The following is a 19431-nucleotide window of genomic DNA, read 5'->3' as shown; positions in this document are numbered from 1 at the left end:
TAACATGGCAGTGACCGATCCCCTGGGTGACCTGCTCACCCGCATCCGCAACGGCCAGCGCGCGAAGAAGGACTCCGTCCTTTCGCCCGCGTCCAAGCTGCGCGTTCGCGTTCTCGACGTTCTGCAGCGCGAAGGCTACATCCGTGGCTACAGCGACGAGCAGATGGGCCCCGCAGCGGGCATCCGCATCGAGCTGAAGTATTTCGAGGGCCAGCCTGCGATCAAGCATGTCGCACGCGTCTCGAAGCCCGGCCGCCGCGTCTATTCCGGTTCGCAGGAACTCCCCCGCGTCCGCAACGGCCTCGGCATCACCATCGTCTCGACGCCCCGCGGCGTGCTTTCGGATGCCGAAGCACGCGAGCAGAACGTCGGCGGCGAAATCCTCGCAGAGGTGTTCTGATGAGCCGCATTGGTAAGAAGCCGGTCACCGTACCGGCGGGCGTTACGCCCACGATCGACGGCAAGCAGCTGACCGTGAAGGGCCCCAAGGGCACCCTCAAGATGCCGCTGCGCGACGAGATCAGCTACACGCTCGAGGACGGTGGCATCTCGGTGCAGCCGGCCAACGACACCAAGCGCGCGCGGGCCTTCTGGGGCATGCAGCGTACGATGGTGCAGAACCTGATCACCGGTGTGTCGGACGGCTTCACGAAGAAGCTCCTGATCAACGGCGTCGGCTACCGTGCCGCTGCGCAGGGCCGCAACCTGAAGTTGCAGCTCGGCTACAGCCACGACGTCAACATCGACGTGCCCGAGGGCATCGAGGTGAAGACCCCGGACAACACGACGATCGAGATCTCGGGTTCGGACAAGCAGATGGTTGGCCAGCTGGCCGCGGAGATTCGTCAGTGGCGCAAGCCTGAGCCGTACAAGGGCAAGGGCATCAAGTACGACGGCGAGTTCATCTTCCGCAAGGAAGGGAAGAAGAAGTAATGACCAAGGGACTTTCTCTTTTCGCCAAGCGGCGCCGCCGCAACCGTACCGCGCTCCGCGCACGCGCCGGCACCCGTCCGCGGCTGTCCGTGCATCGCTCGGGCAAGCACATCTACGCGCAGGTGATCGACGACGCCGCCGGCACGACGGTGGCTTCGGCCTCGTCGCTTGAAAAGGACGTGCGCGGCACGTCTGGCGCCAACATCGACGCGGCGACTTCGGTCGGCAAGCGCGTCGCAGAGGCTGCCAAGGCGGCGGGCGTGACCCAGGTCGTGTTCGATCGCGGTGGCTTCCTCTACCATGGTCGCGTGAAGGCTCTGGCTGACGCCGCACGCGAAGCCGGATTGGAGTTCTAAGACATGGCTGACGAAAACAACACGCCGGCAGCAGCACCCGAGACGACCGCACAGGACGTCACGCAGCAGAGCACGCCTCCGCAGAGCACTGGGTACCAGGGCGGCGGCGGTGGTCGTGGTCGTCCCGGTGGCGGCGGCGGCGGTGGCCGTGGTGGTCCCGGCGGCAATCGCGGTGGCGGTGGCCCCGGTGGCAACCGTGGCGGTCGCGACGGCGGTCGTGGCGGCCCCGGTGGCAATCGTGGCGGTCGTCCCGGTGCGGATGACGGCGGCGAAGAGCTGATCGAGAAGCTGGTCCACATCAACCGCGTGTCCAAGACGGTGAAGGGCGGCAAGCGCTTCGGTTTCGCGGCACTCGTGGTCGTGGGCGACGGCAAGGGCCGTGCAGGCTTTGGTCATGGCAAGGCGCGCGAAGTGCCGGAAGCCATCTCGAAGGCGACGGCTGCTGCCAAGAAGAAGATGGTCCGCGTTCCGCTCAAGGACGGTCGCACGCTGCATCACGACGGCAACGGTCACTTCGGTGCCGGTCGCGTGACGCTGCGCTCGGCTCCGCAGGGGACGGGCATCATCGCTGGTGGCCCGATGCGCGCCGTGTTCGAGTCGCTGGGCGTTGCGGACGTGGTGACCAAGTCGGTCGGTACGTCGAACCCCTACAACATGATCCGCGCCACGTTCGAGGCCCTTGGCGAGCAGACCTCGCCCAAGGCCGTCGCACAGCGTCGCGGCAAGAAGATCGCCGACCTGCTCGGCCACGGTGGGTCGAAGACCGCCGAGGCTGATGCAGCCGCGATCACGGAGTAAGATCAGATGGCAACCATCAAGATCACGCAGACCGGTTCGCCGATCCGCCGCGAGAAGGACCAGCGCGCAACGCTGATCGGTCTCGGCCTGAACAAGATGCATCGTACCAGCGAGCTTCAGGATTCCCCTGAAGTCCGCGGTATGATCCGCAAGGTTCAGCACATGGTGTCGGTCGAGGGCTAAGCCCCTCTACCTCACTAGTGACAAATACGGGGAAGGGGGCTAACGGCCCCCTTCTTCTTTCCATCAGCGCGACAAAAGCGAAAGCGAGTGCAAAGCATGAAACTCAACGAACTCCGCGACAACCAGGGTGCCCGCAAGTCCAAGATGCGCGTCGGACGCGGTATCGGCTCGGGCAAGGGCAAGACCGGCGGCCGTGGCCAGAAGGGCCAGAAGAGCCGCGAGGGCGTCTCCATCGCCGGCTTCGAAGGCGGCCAGATGCCGCTCCACATGCGTCTGCCGAAGCGCGGCTTCAACAACATCTTCCGCAAGGACTTCGCCGAGGTGAACCTCGGTGCGATCCAGAAGGCGATCGACGCCGGCAAGATCGAAGCGAACGCGACGCTCGACCATGACGCGCTCAAGGCCGCCGGCCTCGCACGCGGCGGCAAGGACGGCGTCCGCCTCCTCGCCAAGGGCGAGCTGACCACGGTCGTCTCGTTCACCGTCAACGGCGCGTCGAAGGGCGCGATCGAGGCGGTCGAGAAGGCCGGCGGCAAGGTCGACGTGATCGAATATATCGATCCCGCCACCAAGGCTGCCGCCAAGAAGGGCGTGAAGTACAAGGAGCGTGCGGCGCACAAGGCGTCGTTCAAGGCCTAAGCCTCTCCCTCCGTCATGCCGGGCTCGTCCCGGCATCCAGGGCCGCAAGCGCGACGTTTGTAACACTGGACCCCGGGACAAGCCCGGGGTGACGAAGTAGGTGGTGCACCGCCACCCCCCAAATCCGTTCGCCCTGAGCGCAGTCGAAGGGCTGGCCCGCTTGTGGCATTGTCCTTCGACTTCGCTCAGGACGAACGGATTTTCGGGTTTGGCAGGCCAACCTTATGCCGCGAGGCATTAGACAAGCCCGCACGGGCGCCTATATGAGCGGCGGGGGGCGGTTAAACGCATCCCGCCGTTTTTGTTTCCCCCTCGCGAAAGCCCGCTTTCGCGAGACCCGTCCAGGATATCTTGACGCATGGCATCCGCAGCCGACCAGATGGCGCAAAGCATCAGCCTTTCGAAATTCGCGAAGGCCACCGACCTCAAGAAGCGGCTGTGGTTCACGATCGGTGCGCTGATCGTCTTCCGCCTGCTTAGCTACGTGCCGCTGCCGGGCATCGACCCGACCGCGCTCGGCGTGCTGGGCCAGCAGACGCAGGGCGGCGTCCTCGACTTCTTCAACACCTTCTCGGGCGGTTCGCTCAGCCGGATGTCGCTGATCGCGCTCGGGGTGATGCCGTACATCACCGCGTCGATCGTCGTGCAGCTCGCGACCTCGCTGAGCCCCACGCTCGCCGCGATCAAGAAGGACGGCGAATCGGGCCGCAAGCGCCTCAACCAGTACACCCGCTACGGCACTGTCGGCCTGACCGCGGTGCAGGGCTATTTCATCGCGGTCGGTCTCGAGACGCTCGGCGCCAATGCCGGCGTCCAGGCGGTGATCGAACCCGGCATGCTGTTCCGCATGACCGCGGTGGTCAGCCTGATCGGCGGCACGATGTTCCTCATGTGGCTCGGCGAGCAGATCACCAGCCGCGGCATCGGCAACGGCGTCTCGCTGATCATCATGGCCGGCATCGTCGCGCATCTGCCCACCACGCTCGTCAACCTGCTCGAGGGCGGCCGCTCGGGCAGCCTCGATCCGCTCAAGCTGATCGGCATCGTTGTCGCGGTCGTCCTGCTGATCCTCTTCATTTGCTTCATGGAGCGGGCGCAGCGCCGCATCCTAATCCAGTATCCTAAGCGCCAGACGCAGCGCGGGATGCAGGCCGATCGCAGCCACCTGCCGCTGAAGATCAACACCGCGGGCGTCATTCCCCCGATCTTCGCGTCGTCGCTGCTGCTGATGCCGCTGACGATCACGCAGTTCGCGGGCAAGTACGCCGCCGGGCAGAGCAAGTGGGGCGATTTCATTATCACCCTCAACCAGTACCTCCAGCACGGTTCGCCGGTGTACATGCTGCTCTACGGCGCCGGCATCATCTTCTTCTCGTTCTTCTACACCGCCGTCGTCTTCAATCCGGAAGAGACCGCGGACAATCTGAAGCGGCATGGCGGGTTCATCCCCGGCATCCGTCCGGGCAAGAACACCGAGAATTATTTCGATTACGTGCTGACCCGCATCACCGTCATCGGTGCCGCCTATCTGACGATCATCTGCCTGTTGCCGGAATATCTCGTCACCGCGCTGTCGATCCCGTTCTATCTCGGCGGGACTAGCCTCCTGATCGTGGTCAACGTAACGATGGACACGGTTACGCAGATCCAGTCGCACTTGCTGGCGCACCAGTATGGCGACCTGATCAAGAAGGCGAAGCTGAAGGGCGGCCGCCTGCGCTGATGCGCAGGCCGGTCGATTTGGACTCCGCACGGACGAGGGAGTGCGTTTCGTGAATATCATCCTGTTGGGCCCCCCCGGTGCGGGCAAGGGCACGCAAGCCGCCACGCTGGTCGAGACGCGCGGCATGGTCCAGCTGTCGACGGGGGACATGCTCCGCGCCGCCGTCGCCGCCGGCACGCCCGTAGGGCTGCAGGCCAAGTCGGTGATGGCATCGGGCGGCCTGGTCTCGGACGAGATCGTCTCCGGCATCATCGGCGAACGCCTCGACCAGCCCGACACCGAATCGGGTGTGATCTTCGACGGCTATCCGCGTACCGCGGCGCAGGCCGAATCGCTCGATGCGTTGCTGGCTGCACGCGGTCGCACGCTTGATTACGTCATCGAGCTCGAAGTCGATGAGGCCGCACTGACCGACCGCGTCGTCGGTCGCTACACCTGCGCCAAGTGCGGCACGGGGTATCACGACAAGTTCAAGCAGCCCGCCGTCGCCGGCGTCTGCGACGTCTGCGGCTCGACCGAGTTCAAGCGCCGCCCCGACGACAACGCCGAGACGGTGCACACCCGTATGCAGGAATACCGCGCGAAGACCGCGCCGATCCTGCCGATCTACGAAGCGCGCGGCCTGGTCCGTCGCGTCGACGGTATGGCCGATATCAAGCACGTCGCGGCTGCGATCGGCGAGATCCTCGACAAGTAACCCCGCCGGCGCGGCGGGTGCATGACGGAAATGTCACCTCTCCTTCACCGCCCCGAAAGCTGCCGTTCTCTAGGAAACCGTAATGCCCGTCATGGCGGCGCAGACGAGTTTCCAGAGATCGGTGCCCGTCACTCCCGGGGGTATCGTTGGGGGCCGGTGGAAAGGCTTCTTTCCGCCGGCCTTTCCCGTTAGAGGATCGCCGGACGGGCAGGCAGGAAGGGCAAGTCGTTGAGCCGCAAGATCCTGATCGTCGAAGACGACGCATCCACCTCGGCCTATCTGGCAAAGGGCCTGACGGAAGCCGGCCACGCGGTGGAGGCCTGCGCCGACGGTCGCGACGGGCTGTTCCTCGCCAGCGAAGGCATCTTCGACCTCATCATCGCCGACCGCATGCTGCCCGGGCTCGACGGCCTGTCGATGGTCAGCGCGGTCCGCGCCGCCGGCATCGCGACGCCCGTGCTGATCCTGTCCGCGCTGGCGGCGGTCGACGACCGCGTCGACGGACTGAAGGCGGGCGCCGACGACTATCTGTGCAAGCCCTTCTCCTTCGCCGAGCTTTCCGCCCGCGTCGAAGCACTCGTCCGCCGCTCGGACCGCGCCGCGACCGAACCGCAGAAGACTCGCCTTTCGGTCGGCGACCTCGAGATCGACCTGCTCGCCCGCGCCGTCTCGCGCGCCGGCCGCACGATCCCGCTGGGCGCGCGCGAATTCAACCTGCTCGAATTCCTCGCCCGCCACGCCGGCCAGGTCGTCACCCGCACGATGATGCTCGAGAAGATCTGGAACTATCATTTCGACCCGGGATCGAACGTCGTCGACGTGCACATCGGCCGCCTGCGTCGCAAGCTCGAGGACGGTTTCCCCACGCCGATCCTCCACACGGTGCGTGGCGCCGGATACCGACTCGCCGTCGAGGCGTGACTAATCCTCCTCCGCCAGGGGGAGGTGGCAGCGAAGCTGACGGAGGGGGAGGACACGAAGCCGATGTTACCCTTGCCGCCCCCTCCGTCTGCCTCCGGCAGCCACCTCCCCCTGGCGGGGGAGGATAGTCCCGCATGATCCGCCTTTCCGTCACCGCGCGCATCGCGCTTCTGTCTATCGCGCTCGCGCTCGTCTCAAACCTCGCGCTCGTCGGCTTCGTCTGGAAGACGACGAGCGCCGATGCGATCGACGCGATCCATCTCGAAACCACCGAACAGTCCGAATCGCTGCGTGCCGTCTGGCGCAGCGGCGGGATGAAGGCGCTGCGCCAGGCGATCGGCAATACCGTCGTACCGGGCGACGTCTCGCTGGTCCTGGCCGTCGTCGATGCGAAGGGGCAGACCGTCGCCGGCGTGGCACCGGCCCGGCTCGCGGTGCCGCTCCGCCCCACCCAGTTCCGCATCGCGCGCCTGGGACGCGACGAACTCTGGTCGGCGCGTGAATCCGCCTATGCGCTGCACCCGATAGGCTCCGACTGGCTGCTCACGGGCCGCAACCTCGACCTGATCGCCTCCGAGGAACGCGCAATCGAACGCGCACTGGCGCTCGCCGTGCTGCTCTCGCTGGGCCTGGGGGTACTCGGCGGACTCGTCCTCGCGCGCTATGTCGGCCGCCGCCTCGACGCGATCGCCAGCGTCATCGAGACGGCAGGGGAGGGAGACCTGTCGCGCCGCGTCATCGTCGTCACCGAAGGCAGTGACGCATTCGACCGCCTGGCGGCACGGTTGAACGTCATGCTCGGAAAGCTCGAAGGCGTGATGGCGGAGCTCCGCATCGTCACCGACAGCCTCGCGCACGACCTTCGCTCACCGCTCGCCCGCCTGCGCACCAAGACCGAACAGGCGGTCCTGATCGCCGATCCCGACGCGCGGGAGGCGGCACTCGGCGGGCTGCTCGTGGAGACCGACCTCGTCATGCGGATGCTGACGATGGTCATCGAGATCAGTCGTTCCGGCTCGGTGTCGCGCGATCGCTTCGTCCAGGTCTCGCTTCCCGACCTGCTGGAGGAGATTGCCGAGCTTTACGCCCCCGTCGCCGAGGATGCCGGCCTGGTCTTCACGGTCGCGATCGACGATCGCCCGCCGGCGATCGCGCTCCACCGCGAACTGATGATCCAGTCGATCACCAACCTGATCGACAACGCGCTGCGCCACGGGGCAGGGGGCGGCGAGGTGACGCTCCGCCTCGTCCACCGCACCGACGGCATCGCCATCCAGGTCGAGGACCGCGGTCCCGGCATCGCCGAAGCGGATCGCGCGCAGGCGATGAAGCGCTTCGGCCGCCTCGACAGCGCGCGGTCCACACCGGGCGCGGGGCTCGGCATGGCGCTGATCGAAGCGGTCGCGCGGTTGCACGAGGGCCGGTTCGAACTTGCGGACAATGGGCCGGGGCTGGTCGCCCGCATCGTCTTGCCCATCTGATCTGTTCCCTCTTTGAAGGGGCCGGGATTGGGTTGGCCGGCGGTGCGCAACCCCCGAAGCCCCGATTCCCGGGCCGGCCGCAGCCGCTCCCCACACTGTCATCCCGAACCCGTTTTCAGGACCCGCCTGCGGGAGGCGCCGGGCGTCCTGCCTCGAACGCAGCGATCGCGACATCGTGGATGCTGAACCAAGTTCAGCATGACGAAGTAGTTCGGGCGCGCGTACTCCCACGCCGTCATCCTGAACTCGTTTCAGGATCCACCAAGCGGTAGGCGCTGATCCCCCCAGCTCGGACGCAGCGATCGCGACACCGTGGATGCTGAACCAAGTTCAGCATGACGAAGTAGTTCGGGCGCGCGCGCTCCCCCGTCGTCATCCTGAACTCGTTTCAGGATCCACCAGGCGGCAAGCGCCGATCCCCCCGTTCGAACGCAACGATCGCGAGACGGATGCCGAGCAAGGTCAGCAGGTGGAATCACCGCTGTTCTACACCGCTGATCCCTGACGGCCTTCCCCCACGCCAGCGATCTCAACGCCCGCGCCCCGCAACCTAACCGAAGCGCTGGCCCCCGGACCACAATCCCGCCACAAGCGCCCCATGGATAGCCTCACCGCCTTCGGCCTGTTCGCCGTCACCTTCATGCTCATCTGCTACATGCTCGAATCGCGGTCGCACTGGTGGCAGCTCGGCTTCGCGCTTGGCTGCCTGCTCGGATCGGCCTATGGCTTCCTGCAGGGCGCCTGGCCGTTCGGCGCGGTCGAGCTCATCTGGTTCGTCGTCGCGCTCCATCGCTGGTGGAAGACGCCCCGCGGGGAACCCGCTTGACCCGGCGGTCGGAACCGATTGCTTGACCCTTGGCGGGGGAACCCGCCGCTTGACAGTGCGTTCGCGCGTCCTTACTTGAGTGCCTCCCGATAACCCGGTTTCCGGCGACGCTCGTTTGCGTTCGCCGCTATCGTGCGTTTCGGATCATCGCTAGGAGATGGGCGCCGTGCAGCCATGCCGGGGCCCGTGGAGCAGGAGAACCAAGTTCATGGCACGTATCGCGGGTGTTAACATCCCGACCAACAAGCGCGTCGTTATCGCGCTGACCTATATCCACGGCATCGGTTCGACCAAGGCCAAGGAACTGACCGCCAAGCTCGGCATCGCCGAGACGACCCGCGTCCAGGACCTGACCGACCAGGAAGTGCTGCACATCCGTGAGGCGATCGACGCCGACTACACGGTCGAGGGTGACCTCCGCCGCCAGGTGTCGATGAACATCAAGCGCCTGATGGATCTCGCCTGCTATCGTGGTCTCCGTCACCGCAAGGGCCTGCCGGTCCGCGGCCAGCGCACGCACACCAACGCGCGCACCCGCAAGGGCAAGGCCAAGCCGATCGCCGGCAAGAAGAAGTAAGCAGCGCTTGCTTCTCCGCCGCGCGTCGACGCGCGGCGTTACCCAAAGATATAGGTCAGGAACGAACTCATGGCACGCGAACCTCAGCGCATTAAGCGGCGCGAGCGCAAGAACATCACCTCTGGCGTCGCGCACGTGAACGCCAGCTTCAACAACACCATGATCACGATCACCGATGCCCAGGGCAACGCGATCTCGTGGTCGTCGGCCGGCGCAATGGGCTTCAAGGGCTCGCGCAAGTCGACCCCGTATGCGGCCCAGGTTGCAGCCGAGGACGCTGGCAAGAAGGCCGCCGAGCACGGCGTCCGCACCATCGAAGTCGAGGTCAAGGGCCCCGGCTCGGGTCGCGAATCGGCACTGCGCGCGCTTCAGGCCGTCGGTTTCCAGATCACGTCGATCCGCGACGTGACCTCGATCCCGCACAACGGCGTGCGCCCTTCGAAGCGTCGTCGCGTCTGATTTCGGTGCTCTCCGTGCGCGGTTGCCCCTGATCAGGGTGAACGCGCCGCACGGGAACTGTTCTACGGCCGTCGGGCGTCCTGTCCGTCGGCCCCCAAATTAGGGGAAGCAAGTGTCTGTCAACGCAAAGAACTGGCAGGAACTCAAGAAGCCCAGCGGCCTGGAAAAGAAGGCCGGCTCCGACAGCAAGCGCAAGGCGACCTTCGTTGCCGAGCCTTTGGAGCGTGGCTTCGGCCTGACGCTCGGCAACGCGCTGCGCCGCGTGCTGCTCTCGTCGCTGCAGGGCGCGGCCGTCACCTCGATCAAAATCGAGAACGTGCTGCATGAGTTCTCGTCTCTGGCCGGCGTCCGCGAGGACGTGACCGACATCGTCCTCAACGTGAAGCAGATCGCAATCCGCATGCAGGGCGAGGGGCCCAAGCGCCTCCAACTCTCGGCAACGGGCCCGGGTGAAGTCAAGGCCGGCGACATCGCCGTCTCGGGCGACATCGAGATCATGAACAAGGATCTCGTGATCTGTCATCTCGATGACGGTGCGACGCTCAACATGGAGCTGACCGCCGACATCGGTAAGGGTTACGTGCCCGCGACCGCAAACCGCCCGGCCGACGCGCCGATCGGTCTGATCCCGGTCGATGCGCTGTACTCGCCGGTACGTCAGGTTTCGTACAAGGTCGACCCGACCCGCGTCGGACAGGACCTGGATTACGACAAGCTGACGCTGACGATCGAGACCGACGGCACGATCACCCCGGAAGACGCCGTCGGCTATGCCGGTCGCATCCTCCAAGACCAGCTCGCGCTGTTCGTTCACTTCGACGATTCGAGCGTCACCCGCTCGTCCGCGCCGATCGGCCAGGCTGCACCCGCAGCCGGTGGTGCCGAGCCCGCAGGCGACACGCAGCAGATCAACCGGTACCTTCTCAAGAAGGTCGACGAGCTCGAGCTGTCGGTGCGGTCCGCGAACTGCCTCAAGAACGACAACATCATCTATATCGGCGATCTGGTCGGCAAGACCGAAGCCGAGATGCTGCGCACGCCGAATTTCGGCCGCAAGTCGCTCAACGAGATCAAGGAAGTCCTCTCGTCGATGGGTCTCCGCCTCGGGATGGAAATCCCGGGCTGGCCGCCCGAGAACATCGAAGAGATGGCCAAGAAGCTCGAACAAGAGATTATGGGCTGAGGCTAAGTCGCACCGGGTCAGCGCAAGCTGGCCCGGAGACGACGCAGCCCGGCCGGCGGGCCTTGGCCCGACCGACGACGCGGCTTTGCCGCGGCGGCCAGAGAGAAAGGCGATGGGCGGTGGCCTTCAACACCGCCTGCTACGGGGTACCTCATACGGCCCCATAACGAACGTAAGGAATGACACATGCGCCATCGCGTAGGCGGCCGTAAGCTTCAGCGGACCTCGGCCCACCGTCTTGCTCTGTTCCGCAACATGAGCGCTGCGCTCATCAAGCACGAGCAGATCACCACCACCGTCGCCAAGGCGAAGGAACTGCGTCCTTACATCGAGAAGCTGATCACGCTCGCGAAGAAGGGTGGCCTGTCCAACCGTCGTCTCGCGCACGCCAAGCTCCTCGACGACGCGCAGCTGGTCAAGCTGTTCGACACGCTGGCCCCGCGCTACGCGGATCGCAACGGCGGCTACACCCGCGTGATCAAGGCCGGCATCCGCCTGTCCGACGCCTCGCCGATGGCGATCATCGAGTTCGTCGATCGCGACGTCTCGGCGAAGGGCCAGGACTCGGGCCCGGTGATGACGGAAGACTATGAGGACGCGTAATCCGCGCCTTCAGGTAAAATGAAGAGGCCGCGCTTCCCGGTTGGGAGGCGCGGCCTCTTTCGTTGTGAGGCCCGCCGGGCTATGCGCCCCGGATGGAGCATCCCGACAGCATTCTCATCATCGACTTCGGCAGCCAGGTCACCCAGCTCATCGCGCGTCGTGTCCGCGAAGCCGGGGTCTACAGCGAAGTCGCCCCCTTCCAGTCCGCTCAGGACGCATTCGACCGGATGCAGCCGAAGGGGATCATCCTGTCGGGCGGTCCGGCGTCGGTCACCGCGGACAACTCTCCCCGCATCCCGCAAGGCCTGTTCGAGGCCGGCGTCCCCATCCTCGGCATCTGCTACGGGCAGCAGCTCATGTCCGCGCAGCTCGGCGGCAACGTCGTCGTGTCGGGCGACGGCGGCGAGTTCGGCAGTGCCTTCATCGATATCCACAGCTCCTGCGCGCTGTTCGACGGCCTCTGGTCCGAAGGCGAGCGCCACCAGGTCTGGATGAGCCACGGCGACAAGGTCGACACGATTCCCCCGGGCTTCACGCCCGTCGCGACCTCGGTCGGTGCCCCCTATGCGATCGTCGCCGACGAAGCGCGCCGCTTCTACGGCGTCCAGTTCCACCCGGAGGTCGTCCACACCCCCGACGGCGCCAAGCTGATCGCCAATTTCGCCCGCCACGTCTGCGGCCTCACCGGCGACTGGACGATGGCCGAATTCCGCAACACCAAGATCGCGGAAATCCGCGCGCAGGTCGGCACGGGGCGCGTGATCTGCGGCCTGTCGGGCGGCGTCGACTCGGCGGTCGCGGCCGTGCTGATCCACGAGGCGATCGGCGAACAGCTCACCTGCGTCTATGTCGACCACGGCCTGATGCGCGCGGGCGAGAGCGAGCAGGTCGTCAGCCTGTTCCGCGGCGCCTACAACATCCCGCTGATCCACGTGAACGTCGAGGAGCTGTTCCTGACCGGCCTGGCCGGGGTCACCGATCCCGAAGCCAAGCGCAAGTTCATCGGCAAGACCTTCATCGACGTGTTCGAGACCGAGGCCAGGAAGCTCGGCGGTGCCGAGTTCCTTGCGCAGGGTACGCTCTATCCCGACGTCATCGAAAGCGTCAGCTTCACCGGCGGTCCCTCGGTGACGATCAAGAGCCACCACAATGTCGGTGGCCTGCCCGAGCGCATGGACATGAAGCTCGTCGAACCGCTGCGCGAACTGTTCAAGGACGAGGTCCGCGCGCTCGGCCGCGAACTGGGCCTGCCCGAGATCTTCGTCGGCCGCCACCCGTTCCCCGGACCCGGCCTCGCGATCCGCATCCCTGGCGAAGTCACCAAGGAACGCTGCGACATCCTCCGCAAGGCGGACGCGGTCTATCTCGAGGAGATCCGCCGCGCGGGGCTGTACGACACGATCTGGCAGGCGTTCGCGGTACTGCTTCCGGTCCGCAGCGTCGGCGTGATGGGCGACGGCCGCACCTACGACAACGTCCTGGCACTGCGCGCGGTGACCTCGACCGACGGCATGACCGCCGAGGCGTTCCAGTTCCCGGGCGACTTCCTGCCGCGCGTCGCGACGCGCATCATCAACGAGGTCAAGGGCATCAACCGGGTGACCTACGACTATACCTCGAAACCGCCCGGCACGATCGAGTGGGAGTAAACGGGGCGGGGGGCGTCTAGGACGCCCCCCGCCCGATCACGCGGCGAACTGGTTCATCGTGTTGTGTGCGCCGCCCGCCTTCAGGGCGGCTTCGCCGGCGAAATATTCCTTGTGGTCGTCGCCGATGTCGGAGCCCGACATGTTCTGGTGCTTCACACAGGCGATCCCCTCGCGGATTTCCTTCCGCTGCACGCCCTTCACATAGCCGAGCATCCCCGCATCGCCGAAATACTCCCTGGCGAGGTTGTCGGTGGAGAGTGCCGCGGTGTGATAGGTCGGCAGCGTGATCAGGTGGTGGAAGATTCCGGCGCGCTTCGCCGAATCCGCCTGGAACGTGCGGATGCGCTCGTCCGCCTCGTCGCCGAGCGGCGTGCCGTCATAGTCCACGCTCATCAGGCGCGCGCGGTCATAGGCCGACACGTCGCGTCCGTCCGCCGCCCAGGCGTCGAACACCTGCTGGCGGAAATTGAGAGTCCAGTTGAAGCTGGGACTGTTGTTGTAGACAAGCTTCGCGTTGGGAACGACCGCGCGGATGCGGTCGACCATGCCGGCGATCTGTTCGATGTGCGGCTTCTCGGTCTCGATCCAGAGCAGGTCGGCGCCGTTCTGCAGTGACGCGATACAGTCCATCACGCAGCGATCCTCACCGGTGCCGGCGCGGAACTGGAACAGGTTCGATGGCAGGCGCTTGGGCCGCAGCAGCTTGCCGTCGCGATTGAGGATGACGTCGCCATTCTGCGCGGTGGCCGGGTCGATCTCCTCGCAATCGAGATACGAGTTATACTGGTCGCCCAGGTCGCCCGCCGCCTTGCTGACCGCGATCTGCTTGGTGAGGCCTGCGCCGAGCGAATCGGTGCGCGTGACGATGATGCCGTCCTCGACGCCCAGTTCCAGGAACGCGTAGCGGCAGGCGCGGACCTTCGCGAGGAAGTCCTCGTGTGGCACGGTGACCTTGCCATCCTGATGCCCGCATTGCTTCTCGTCGCTGACCTGGTTCTCGATCTGCAGCGCGCAGGCGCCCGCCTCGATCATCTTCCGCGCCAGCAGATAGGTCGCCTCGGCGTTGCCGAATCCGGCATCGATGTCGGCGATGACCGGCACGACGTGCGTCTGATAATTCTCGACCGCATTGAGCAGGCGCTGCTCCTCGATCGCGTTGCCGGCGGCACGGGCGGCATCCAGGTCGCGGAACATCATGCCCAATTCGCGCGCATCCGCCTGGCGGAGGAAGGTGTAGAGCTCCTCGATCAGTGCCGGGACGCTGGTCTTCTCGTGCATTGACTGGTCGGGCAGGGGGCCGAATTCGCTGCGCAGGGCCGCGACCATCCATCCCGACAGGTACAGGTAGCGCCGATCGGTCGTGCCGAAATGCTTCTTCACGCTGATCATCTTCTGCTGCGCGATGAAGCCGTGCCAGCATCCGAGCGACTGGGTGTAGTTCGCCGGGTCGGCGTCGTAGGCGGCCATGTCGCGTCGCATGATCGCGGCGGTATGGCGCGCGATGTCCAGCCCGGTCCGGAACCGGTTCTGCACGCGCATCCGCGCGACAGCCTCCGCATCAATACCGTCCCACGCGCCGCTCCGGCTCGTGATCGTCTGGGTCATCGAACTGATGCTGGTCTGGTAGGTCATGGGCAATCCTCACTGCGTCGATACTCGCCTAGTAAGGCGCCTGACGCGGATGGGGCGGGGATCCGACCTTCCTTACGGGTCCGGTTGTCACTCCGGCACGGCAGCCCCGGTCATTCTGTCAATCGCGCGACAACCGTGCTGATCGAAATCAACACGTTGTGATCATGGATCAATCTCCGGAACATTCGCCCAGATGGCGGTGTTTAGGGGACTTCGTGACAGGAGAGCGTGATGGTCGACAATCACCCGAGAGACGACGCGCCGATCAGCGCGTCGAAGCGTAGCGACGCCACAGAGATTGCGCACGGACAGCTGGCCGATGCAAAGGGCAACAGCATCGTCGGGCGTGCGGTGACCATCAACAAGCCGGTCAGCGAAGTATTCGCCTTCTTTCGTGACTTCTCGAATTTGCCGTCCTTCATGGAAAACGTCGACCGGATCGATGTCGTCGACGAAAAGCGATCGCACTGGGTCGTCCGGGGACCTGCGAAGCTGACCTATGAATGGGACGCGCTCGTCACCGATGAGGTGAAGGATCGTTACATCGCATGGTCGTCGCAGCCGGGCGCCGATGTCGACAACAGCGGCCGTGTGGATTTCCGCGACGCCGGTGCGCGCGGCACCGTCGTGAGCGCGACGATCATGTACGACCCGCCCGGCGGTGTGGTCGGCAAGTTGATCGCCAAGATGTTCCAGCGCGAACCCGCGATCCAGGCGCGTCGCGACCTGCGTCGGCTAAAGCAGCTGATGGAAACTGGTGAGATCGCGACCGCCGCGATGAATCTCAAACAACGGGAAGAGGAGCTCGCCTGATGCGCGCACTGGCATGGCACGGCAAGCACGACGTCCGCGTCGACACCGTGGACGACCCCGAGATCGTCAACTCCCGCGACTGCATCATCAAGGTCACGGCAACCGCCATTTGTGGATCCGATCTGCATCTGTACGACGGATACATCCCCACGATGCAGGCGGGCGATATTCTCGGCCACGAGTTCATGGGCGAAGTCGTCGAGGTTGGCGCGAAATCGACGTTGAAGAAGGGCCAGAAGGTCGTGGTGCCGTTCACGATCGCGTGCGGCAGCTGCTATCATTGTGGCAAGCATCAATATTCGGCGTGCGACAACGGCCTTCCGTCGGACAACCAGGATATCGCGCAGGAACTGTACGGGCAGCCGATGTCGGGGCTGTTCGGCTACAGCCACATGACCGGCGGCTATGCGGGCGGTCAGGCGGAATATGTCCGTGTGCCGTTCAGTGATGTCGGGCCGATCGTCATTCCGGAAGGGGTGGACGACGAGAAGGTGTTGTTCCTCTCGGACATCCTGCCGACCGGATGGCAGGCAGCGGAATATGCGCAGATCGAGCCCGGCGACACGGTGGCCGTCTGGGGTTGCGGGCCGGTCGGCCTGTTCGCGGTGCAGTCGGCGTTCCTGATGGGCGCCGAGCGGGTGATCGCGATCGATCACTTTCCCCACCGGCTGGACCTCGCCAGGAAGTTCGGCGCGGAGACGATCAACTTCGAGCAGTCGGCGGTCTACGAGGCGTTGATGGAGATGACCGGCGGGATCGGTCCCGATGCGGTGATCGACAGCGTGGGCCTCGAGGCGCACGGCTTCTTCGTCGACAACGTAATCGACCAGATCAAGGCGTCGACCTTCCTCGGCACCGATCGCGCTCATTCGATCCGCCAGGCGATCATCGCGTGCCGCAAGGGCGGGCGCGTGTCGATGCCCGCGGTCTATGGTGGCTTCATCGACAAGTTCCCGCTGGGCGCCTTCATGGAGAAGGGGCTGACGCTCAAGACCGGGCAGACGCACGTCCAGCATTACATGCCCGCGCTACTCAACGCGATCATGGAGGGGAAGATCGATACGACCTTCCTGATCTCGCACCGCATGGACCTGGAGGACGCCCCGAAGGGCTATGACATGTTCAAGAACAACCAGAACGAAGTCACGAAAGTCGTGCTGAAGCCCGGCTTCAACTGAGGAACCCCGATATGGCCAACAAATTCGCGATCATTACCGGTGCCTCGACGGGCATCGGCTTCGAGCTTGCCACGCTGGCTGCGAAGGACGGGTACGACATTCTGGTCGCTGCCGACGAAGCGCTGATCGAGTCGGCGGCGCAGGACTTCCGGCAGTTCGGTACCAGCGTCGATTCGCTTGAGGCCGACCTGTCGACGTTCGAGGGTGTCGACGGGCTTCTCGCCGCGGCAAAGGGGCGGCAAATTGACTTGCTCTGCGCGAATGCCGGGCGCGGGCTGGGCGAGGCGTTTCTCGACCAGGACATCGCCGAGTGGCGCAAGGTGATCGATACCAACGTCGTCGGCACGTCGTACCTGCTGCAGAAGGTGCTGCGCGACATGGTGGCGCGGAACGACGGCAAGGTCCTCGTGACCGGATCGATCGCCGGCTACATCCCCGGCGCGTTCCAGGCGGTCTACAACGGCACCAAGAGCTATGTGGATAGCTTCGTCGCCGCGATCCAGAACGAGATCAAGGAATCGGACGGCGTCACGCTGACCAACCTGATGCCGGGTCCGGTCGAGACCGAATTCTTCGATCGCGCGCACATGCTCGATACGTCGGTCGGTGCCGATCCCAAGAAGAGCGATCCGGCGGACGTGGCAAAGGACGGCTGGGACGCGCTGATGGCGGGCAAGGCGGCGATCGTGTCGGGCTGGAAGAACAAGATCCAGTCCGCGGTCGCGAACATCACGCCGAACGCCGTGCTCGCCGAACAGCATCGCAAGATGGCCGAACCCGGCACCGCCGAATAATTCACTAGGAGAGACGATCATGACCCGATATCTGACCCTGGCAGCGCTGATCGCGCTGCCGATGACCGCCGTATCCGCGCAGGCACCGATGGGTGCACCCGCCTATGTCATGAAGGCCGGCGCCGGCGACCTGTACGAGCGGCAGTCGAGCGGGCTCGTGCTGGCGACGACGGCGAACCCGAAGATCAAGGGATTCGCCCAGATGATGATCACCGATCACACCAAGAGCACCGCCGACGTGAAGCGGGCGGCGATCGCGGCGAACGTCAAGGTCGCACCGCCCAAGCTGGACGCGGACGGCATGAAGAACGTCGCGGCACTGCGTGCGGCCAAGGGGACGGCGCGAGACACGCTGTACGTCCAGCAGCAGAAGATGGCGCATCAAAAGGCGCTGGCGCTGCATCAGGGCTATGCGGCTGGTGGGACCGTGGCGGGCCTGAAGACCGTCGCCGCTAGCATCGCACCGGTCGTCCAGACCCACATCACCGAACTCCAGGCGATGTAGTCACAAGTCCGCGGAGGCCGCCCGCGGACTATTTCGCCCAGGTCGTGACCGCCAGCATCAGGGCCATTCCCGCCAGACTGGCGAGGGTGGTCCTGAGCCGCGGATCACGCAGGTGGCTGCGGGGGACGAGTTCGCAGGCGCCGATATAGAGGAACGCCCCGGCGAACGCTGCCAGCAACGGCGCCAACGCCCAGCCGGGAATGGTGACGAGCAGGCCGAGGATCACGCCGATCAGCGGCGCACAGCCGTTCACGATCAGCCAGCGGATTGCGGTCGTGCGGCGGCTGGTCATCATCGACAGGCTGACCGTGTTGACGCCGTCGGCGATGTCGTGGGTGAGCACGGCGATCGCGATCACCCAGCCGATCTGCGGCGAGATCTGGAAGGCGAGGCCGATCCCCATGCCGTCGAGCAGGCTGTGCAGCGTCAGGCTGGCGGGTGCGAGATGCGCGCGCCATTCGCCTTCATACCCGCCCTTGGCACCCAGCACGCGGTCGAGCAGCATATAGCCGCCGAAGCCGACGGCCGTGCAGCCGATCACGGCGCGGGCGTCGTACAGCCCGGCCGCCAGCCCGAGCGATTCGGGGATGAGATCGAAGAACGACACGCCGAGGACGATCCCGGCAGTGAACGCCGCGATCAGCGTGATCCGCGAGGCCAGCCGAAGCGCGAGGAACCCCCCGAACAGCGTCGCGAGGCTGGCCGCGGCGCCGAATGCGAGCGGGATGAGGAGCGGGCCGTTCATGGCTGCGCCTGCCCCGCATGACGATACACTCTCAATTCCCTGTCACTTCCGTCATCTGCGCCGATCGCGCCCTAAGACAGGATGATACAGTGTATCGCAATCATAATCGACCGTGGCGAGTGATGGGCGCGCGACGGATCGGCCATGCGCACGCGGCGGGTGTTCGCGGCCATCCACTGGGACCAGACAGCGAACGTCCGGGATTGGTGGGAAGCTGACGTTCCGGAACGGACGAAGTTTCGGCATCAGGTCTACATGAAGCTGAACGTAAGACATGTTGCACTCGTATCGCTGCTCGTGTCCACCAGCGCGCATTCGTCCCAACGAACTCTTCCCCCGTTTCGCGTGATGGTTCGGGGGCCGGCTTCATCATGCAGCATCGAAGTTGATGGGCGTAAGGTCACGACAGATGAACTGCTTGCGATTGCGCGCCCGGAAGCGAAATCGGGCCGTCGGGCGCATCTCGACACGGACATGGGGCAAACACCCTATCGATGCATTGGCAGGGCGATCTACACTCTGCAAAGAGCCGGCTTCACCAAAGTTGCCTTTATTTCGAAACCTCCCACCAGCAGCGAAGATTAATGTCTGCAATTGGGCGCTTGCCGACCGGCCGCTGCTTAGCCCTCGCTTCGCCGATCGCGTATGTCGCGTCGTGATGGAAAGCGAAAGGTCCTCTTCTGGGCGCAAATAATGGTTAATTGACGCCCGACTCATTATTTTGAAAGTATTCTAT

The 19431-nt window shown here is 65.1% G+C and carries 23 protein-coding genes; 21 read left to right on the top strand and 2 right to left on the bottom strand.

All coding sequences use genetic code 11. The annotated features are described in order from the left end of the window. The first annotated feature begins 4 nt into the window (after window positions 1-4). The 16 genes from rpsH (at window position 5) to guaA (ending at window position 13028) form a co-directional block, all read left to right on the top strand. Window positions 5-400 (top strand): 30S ribosomal protein S8, encoded by a 396-nt coding sequence (gene rpsH, locus FSB78_RS11075; RefSeq protein WP_147082689.1) that lies wholly within the window; start codon window positions 5-7, stop codon window positions 398-400. Then, window positions 400-933, top strand: coding sequence for a 50S ribosomal protein L6 (gene rplF / locus FSB78_RS11070; protein ID WP_147082687.1), 534 nt, complete (start codon window positions 400-402; stop codon window positions 931-933). The genes rpsH and rplF overlap by 1 nt, the downstream gene beginning before the upstream one ends. Next, window positions 933-1289 carry a 50S ribosomal protein L18 gene (rplR, locus tag FSB78_RS11065; protein ID WP_147082684.1) on the top strand — a complete coding sequence of 119 codons (357 nt, stop codon included), beginning with the start codon at window positions 933-935 and terminating at the stop codon, window positions 1287-1289. The genes rplF and rplR overlap by 1 nt, the downstream gene beginning before the upstream one ends. A gap of 3 nt (window positions 1290-1292) precedes the next feature. Beyond that, entirely contained in the window at window positions 1293-2087 is a 795-nt protein-coding gene (gene rpsE, locus FSB78_RS11060) for a 30S ribosomal protein S5 (RefSeq protein WP_242008220.1), read from the top strand. Window positions 2088-2093: 6 nt separating this feature from the next. Beyond that, the gene (rpmD, locus tag FSB78_RS11055; protein WP_147082682.1) at window positions 2094-2270 is read left to right on the top strand and encodes a 50S ribosomal protein L30; all 177 of its coding nucleotides are present in this window, start codon (window positions 2094-2096) and stop codon (window positions 2268-2270) included. 96 nt (window positions 2271-2366) lie between these two features. Continuing rightward, complete coding sequence (gene rplO / locus FSB78_RS11050; RefSeq protein ID WP_147082680.1) at window positions 2367-2909, top strand: 50S ribosomal protein L15; 543 nt, start codon at window positions 2367-2369, stop codon at window positions 2907-2909. 358 nt (window positions 2910-3267) lie between these two features. Beyond that, window positions 3268-4632 carry a preprotein translocase subunit SecY gene (secY, locus tag FSB78_RS11045; protein WP_147082678.1) on the top strand — a complete coding sequence of 455 codons (1365 nt, stop codon included), beginning with the start codon at window positions 3268-3270 and terminating at the stop codon, window positions 4630-4632. 49 nt (window positions 4633-4681) lie between these two features. Further along, window positions 4682-5329, top strand: coding sequence for an adenylate kinase (locus FSB78_RS11040; protein WP_147082675.1), 648 nt, complete (start codon window positions 4682-4684; stop codon window positions 5327-5329). Between the two features lie 228 nt (window positions 5330-5557). Further along, window positions 5558-6250 (top strand): winged helix-turn-helix domain-containing protein, encoded by a 693-nt coding sequence (locus FSB78_RS11035; protein ID WP_147082673.1) that lies wholly within the window; start codon window positions 5558-5560, stop codon window positions 6248-6250. Window positions 6251-6384: 134 nt separating this feature from the next. After that, complete coding sequence (locus tag FSB78_RS11030; protein WP_147082671.1) at window positions 6385-7731, top strand: sensor histidine kinase; 1347 nt, start codon at window positions 6385-6387, stop codon at window positions 7729-7731. Window positions 7732-8329: 598 nt separating this feature from the next. Further along, window positions 8330-8557: a hypothetical protein gene (locus FSB78_RS11025; RefSeq protein ID WP_147082669.1), complete on the top strand. Its 228-nt coding sequence runs from the start codon at window positions 8330-8332 to the stop codon at window positions 8555-8557. Between the two features lie 208 nt (window positions 8558-8765). Continuing rightward, window positions 8766-9134, top strand: coding sequence for a 30S ribosomal protein S13 (rpsM, locus tag FSB78_RS11020; RefSeq protein WP_147082667.1), 369 nt, complete (start codon window positions 8766-8768; stop codon window positions 9132-9134). 69 nt (window positions 9135-9203) lie between these two features. Further along, window positions 9204-9593 (top strand): 30S ribosomal protein S11, encoded by a 390-nt coding sequence (gene rpsK, locus FSB78_RS11015; RefSeq protein WP_031395237.1) that lies wholly within the window; start codon window positions 9204-9206, stop codon window positions 9591-9593. Window positions 9594-9705: 112 nt separating this feature from the next. Beyond that, entirely contained in the window at window positions 9706-10776 is a 1071-nt protein-coding gene (locus tag FSB78_RS11010; RefSeq protein WP_147082664.1) for a DNA-directed RNA polymerase subunit alpha, read from the top strand. A gap of 186 nt (window positions 10777-10962) precedes the next feature. Then, the gene (gene rplQ / locus FSB78_RS11005; RefSeq protein WP_147082662.1) at window positions 10963-11379 is read left to right on the top strand and encodes a 50S ribosomal protein L17; all 417 of its coding nucleotides are present in this window, start codon (window positions 10963-10965) and stop codon (window positions 11377-11379) included. A 92-nt stretch (window positions 11380-11471) separates the two neighbouring features. After that, window positions 11472-13028: a glutamine-hydrolyzing GMP synthase gene (gene guaA, locus FSB78_RS11000; protein ID WP_147082659.1), complete on the top strand. Its 1557-nt coding sequence runs from the start codon at window positions 11472-11474 to the stop codon at window positions 13026-13028. A 36-nt stretch (window positions 13029-13064) separates the two neighbouring features. On the opposite strand, the gene FSB78_RS10995 is transcribed toward guaA, so the two are convergent. Further along, window positions 13065-14660, bottom strand: coding sequence for an isocitrate lyase (locus FSB78_RS10995; RefSeq protein WP_147082657.1), 1596 nt, complete (start codon window positions 14658-14660; stop codon window positions 13065-13067). Between the two features lie 231 nt (window positions 14661-14891). Here FSB78_RS10995 and FSB78_RS10990 point away from each other — a divergent pair, with 231 nt between their 5' ends. Genes FSB78_RS10990 through FSB78_RS10975 form a run of 4 tightly spaced genes read left to right on the top strand, consistent with a single transcriptional unit; the run spans window position 14892 to window position 17950 of the window. Further along, window positions 14892-15473, top strand: a complete 582-nt coding sequence (locus tag FSB78_RS10990) for an SRPBCC family protein (RefSeq protein WP_147082655.1) — start codon at window positions 14892-14894, stop codon at window positions 15471-15473. Further along, window positions 15473-16651 carry a zinc-dependent alcohol dehydrogenase gene (locus FSB78_RS10985; protein ID WP_147082653.1) on the top strand — a complete coding sequence of 393 codons (1179 nt, stop codon included), beginning with the start codon at window positions 15473-15475 and terminating at the stop codon, window positions 16649-16651. Before FSB78_RS10990 ends, FSB78_RS10985 begins: the two co-directional genes overlap by 1 nt. 11 nt (window positions 16652-16662) lie before the next feature. After that, window positions 16663-17445: an SDR family NAD(P)-dependent oxidoreductase gene (locus FSB78_RS10980; RefSeq protein ID WP_147082651.1), complete on the top strand. Its 783-nt coding sequence runs from the start codon at window positions 16663-16665 to the stop codon at window positions 17443-17445. Window positions 17446-17464: 19 nt separating this feature from the next. Continuing rightward, entirely contained in the window at window positions 17465-17950 is a 486-nt protein-coding gene (locus tag FSB78_RS10975) for a DUF4142 domain-containing protein (RefSeq protein ID WP_242008207.1), read from the top strand. A 28-nt stretch (window positions 17951-17978) separates the two neighbouring features. Here the strand turns inward: FSB78_RS10975 and FSB78_RS10970 are convergent, their stop codons facing one another. Beyond that, window positions 17979-18695, bottom strand: a complete 717-nt coding sequence (locus FSB78_RS10970) for a ZIP family metal transporter (protein WP_147082649.1) — start codon at window positions 18693-18695, stop codon at window positions 17979-17981. 144 nt (window positions 18696-18839) lie between these two features. On the opposite strand from FSB78_RS10970, the gene FSB78_RS19515 reads away from it, so the two are divergent. Continuing rightward, on the top strand, window positions 18840-19280 hold the full coding sequence (locus FSB78_RS19515; RefSeq protein WP_242008204.1) for a biopolymer transporter ExbD: 441 nt from the start codon (window positions 18840-18842) through the stop codon (window positions 19278-19280). The last annotated feature ends 151 nt before the right edge of the window (window positions 19281-19431 follow it).

This window comes from Sphingomonas ginsenosidivorax (genome assembly GCF_007995065.1).
Classification (GTDB): domain Bacteria; phylum Pseudomonadota; class Alphaproteobacteria; order Sphingomonadales; family Sphingomonadaceae; genus Sphingomonas; species Sphingomonas ginsenosidivorax.
This window is presented reverse-complemented; position numbering and strand designations above follow the sequence as displayed.